General features: G+C 53.5%; 3 protein-coding genes. All 3 read right to left on the bottom strand.

Going from position 1 to position 3040, the window contains the following annotated elements; all coding sequences use genetic code 11:
- Window positions 1–64: 64 nt before the first annotated feature.
- The 3 genes from ABYP39_RS18235 to ABYP39_RS18225 all read right to left on the bottom strand — a co-directional run bounded on the left by ABYP39_RS18235 (window position 65) and on the right by ABYP39_RS18225 (window position 2921).
- A complete protein-coding gene (locus tag ABYP39_RS18235; protein ID WP_372784050.1) occupies window positions 65–1429 on the bottom strand; it encodes a CmpA/NrtA family ABC transporter substrate-binding protein in 1365 nt (454 codons plus the stop codon).
- A gap of 265 nt (window positions 1430–1694) precedes the next feature.
- Window positions 1695–2423 carry a UDP-2,3-diacylglucosamine diphosphatase gene (locus ABYP39_RS18230; protein WP_372759023.1) on the bottom strand — a complete coding sequence of 243 codons (729 nt, stop codon included), beginning with the start codon at window positions 2421–2423 and terminating at the stop codon, window positions 1695–1697.
- Window positions 2424–2426: 3 nt separating this feature from the next.
- Entirely contained in the window at window positions 2427–2921 is a 495-nt protein-coding gene (locus tag ABYP39_RS18225) for a peptidylprolyl isomerase (RefSeq protein WP_372747467.1), read from the bottom strand.
- Window positions 2922–3040 lie beyond the last annotated feature (119 nt).

Below are 3040 nucleotides of genomic sequence, written 5' to 3'. Positions count from 1 at the left end.
TTTTTGCTTGAACATGGTGTCTCCCTAGAGCGTTTTGCCCTCTCCCGTTGGGAGAGGGCGGGCGTTACACTTCGTCTTTGCCTTTCAGGCCGATTTTGAACTTGCCGAGGTAATCATTCGGCTTGGTACCGTCGTAGGTCACACCGTCGATAAACTCTGTCTGCGGCGGTTTGAAGCCGTTTTCTTTAGCAAAGTTCGGGAATTCGCTGGCTTGCATGACGCCGTCGGCAATCAGTTCTTCGGCCGCTGCGCGATAGATGTCAGGGCGATAAACCTTTTTGGCTGTCTCCATATACCAGCTGTCCGGCTTGTGATCGGCGATCTGGCCCCAGCGTCGCATCTGCGTGAGATACCAGATGGCGTCGGAGTAGTAGGGGTAGGTCGCGTTGTAGCGAAAGAAAACGTTGAAATCTGGAACCGGACGTTTGTCGCCTTTTTCGTACTCGAAGGTGCCCGTCATGGAATTGGCGATAACCTCTTCGTCTGCCCCAACATAGTAGGGTTTTGACAGGATTTTCACGGCTTCTGGACGGTTGGCGTTGTTGTTGGCATCCAGCCATTTAGCGGCGCGGATCATGGCTTTCACAACGGCAATATGGGTTTGTGGATATTTGTCAGCCCAGTCCTTGCTAACACCGAACACCTTCTCGGGGTTGTCTTTCCAGATTTCGTAATCGGTGATTACCGGAACGCCGATACCTTTGAATACGGCTTGCTGGTTCCAGGGTTCACCCACGCAGTAACCGTAAATAGTGCCGGCTTCCATGGTGGACGGCATTTGCGGAGGCGGGGTCACAGACAGTTGCGCGTCGGCATTGATCATGCCACTGGTATCACCTTTTTTGGGGGCGTAGTAGCCCGGGTGAATGCCGCCGGCTGCCAGCCAGTAGCGCAGTTCATAGTTGTGGGTGGAAACTGGGAATACCATTCCCATTTTGAAGGGCTTGCCGTCGGCCTTGTATTTATCCACGACCGGTTTGAGGTAGTCTGCCTTGATCGGGTGCACCGGTTTGCCGTCGGCCTGTTTCGGGATATGAGGCTTCATTTGCTCCCAGATATCGTTGGATACGGTGATGCCGTTGCCGTTCAAATCCATACTGAAAGCGGTGATGATATGGGCTTGGGTGCCAAAGCCTATGGTGGCGCCCAGCGGTTGTCCGGCGAGCATATGGGCGCCGTCTAGCTGACCGTCGATAACGCGGTCGAGCAATACTTTCCAGTTGGCCTGTGCTTCGAGTGTTACGTAGAGCCCTTCGTCTTCGAAGAAGCCCTTTTCATAGGCAATGGCTAGCGGTGCCATATCGGTGAGTTTTATGAAACCGAACTTCAGTTCCTCTTTTTCGGGCTCTGCAGCCTGGCTGAAAGAGGTGCTGCCGAGCAGCACGCTTGCTGCTATCGACTTGAACCACTGTTTGTACCTGAGCGACATAACGATCTCCTTGGTGCTGGTTAAATGGGCCGTCGGCTGCAGTCCTGGTGCCCGGGCAAAATGCCAGCTGGTTTTGCTATCACGTACAGCAATGAGTGTGCCAAGGTTAAATAATATAATTAAAACAAGTAGATAGGGTTGTTGTGCGCTAAATCGGGCAATGTGTTGGTTTTCTTTGTGCGCGCAGTTGGTGCTAAAAGGTGGAGGGGTGCATTACGGAGAGTCGATCAAAATGCCCCTGGATGGGGCGGTTAGCCTTTGGGTTTTATAGGGCGATAGCGCGCTGCTGCAGATCGATACCGTCGGCGCTTGCGTGTAGATACCAAAGATTTGTATCCCAATCGCCAAGAACAATCCGCTCGGCGGGTTTGCCTGCGACGGTCAATTGATGGCGTGCCGGCCGGTGGGTATGCCCGTGGATCAGGCGGGTGCAATCGTGGTCTTGCAGGACCTTGACCACTTCGTCCGGCGTGACATCCATAATATCTTCGGCCTTGTTGCCGGTAGCCTCAGAGCTCGCCATACGTAATTGCTGAGCCAGCTCGCGCCGCGCCGCCAGCGGTTGAGCCAGTAGTTGCTGCTGCCACTGTGAAGAGCGCAATTGCTGCCGAAGTTGCTGGTATTCAGTATCCGCCGTACAGAGGCTGTCACCGTGCATCAGCAGGGTTGGAATACCAAACAGATCGATAGTGCAGGGGTCGTCGAGCAGGGTGCCGCCGGTTTGGTTGGCGAAATCCTGACCCAATAGAAAGTCCCGGTTGCCGTGCATAAAAAACAGTTCTGTGCCGGAATCGCTCAGCTGCCTGAAGGCGGCAACACTTTGTAAGGCAATGTTCGAATCGTCATCATCGCCCACCCAGGCTTCAAATAGGTCGCCCAGTACATAAAGGCTATCTGCGCGGCATGCGTCCTGCTCCAGAAAATGTAAAAACGCCCGGAATATGTCCGGGCGTTTTTCATCCAGATGCAGATCTGAGATGAACAGTACGGTCATTGCTTACTCGGCGACGTAGGCTTTCTCGATGATCACGTCTTGTGCTGGCACATCCTGGTGACCGGCGGCCATAGTGGTGGCGACGCCTTTGATCGCGTTGACGGTATCCATGCCTTCGACAACCTTGCCGAACACTGCATAGCCCCAGCCTTGGGAGGTTTTACTGCTGTGGTTCAGAAATTCATTGTTCTTTACGTTGATGAAGAACTGTGAAGACGCTGAATGGGGGTCCATGGTGCGAGCCATCGCCAGCGTGCCCAGCTCATTTTTCAGGCCGTTGTCAGCTTCGCATTCAATCGGGTCGCGAGTTGCCTTTTGCTGCATGCCGGGGGTAAAGCCGCCGCCCTGGACCATAAAACCGTCAATGACGCGGTGAAAAATGGTGCCGTCGTAAAAGCCATCCTCAACATATTGCTGGAAATTGGCTGCTGTTTTCGGTGCCTTTTCAAAGTCCAGCTCGATTTTGATATCACCATGATTTGTTTGAAGAATAATCATTTTACCGCCTGTGTTGATTGGTGTTGAAAGCCGCTATAATACCCGCCTTTTGCGCCGGACGCGAAATCCGTGTCTGAATCGGCAATCCCCCCCATTGGAAGAGTGCATGAGCAAACCCG

The organism is Litorivivens sp., assembly GCF_041625495.1.
In the GTDB taxonomy this organism is placed as follows: domain Bacteria; phylum Pseudomonadota; class Gammaproteobacteria; order Pseudomonadales; family Spongiibacteraceae; genus Litorivivens.
The sequence above is the reverse complement of the archived record's forward strand: the minus strand, read 5'-3'. Positions and strand labels throughout refer to the sequence as shown.

Coding starts and splice junctions, on each gene's coding strand:
- ABYP39_RS18235 (WP_372784050.1), bottom strand. CDS start 1,429: ATGTCGCTCAGGTACAAACAGTGGTTCAAGTCGATAGCAGCAAGCGTG.
- ABYP39_RS18230 (WP_372759023.1), bottom strand. CDS start 2,423: ATGACCGTACTGTTCATCTCAGATCTGCATCTGGATGAAAAACGCCCG.
- ABYP39_RS18225 (WP_372747467.1), bottom strand. CDS start 2,921: ATGATTATTCTTCAAACAAATCATGGTGATATCAAAATCGAGCTGGAC.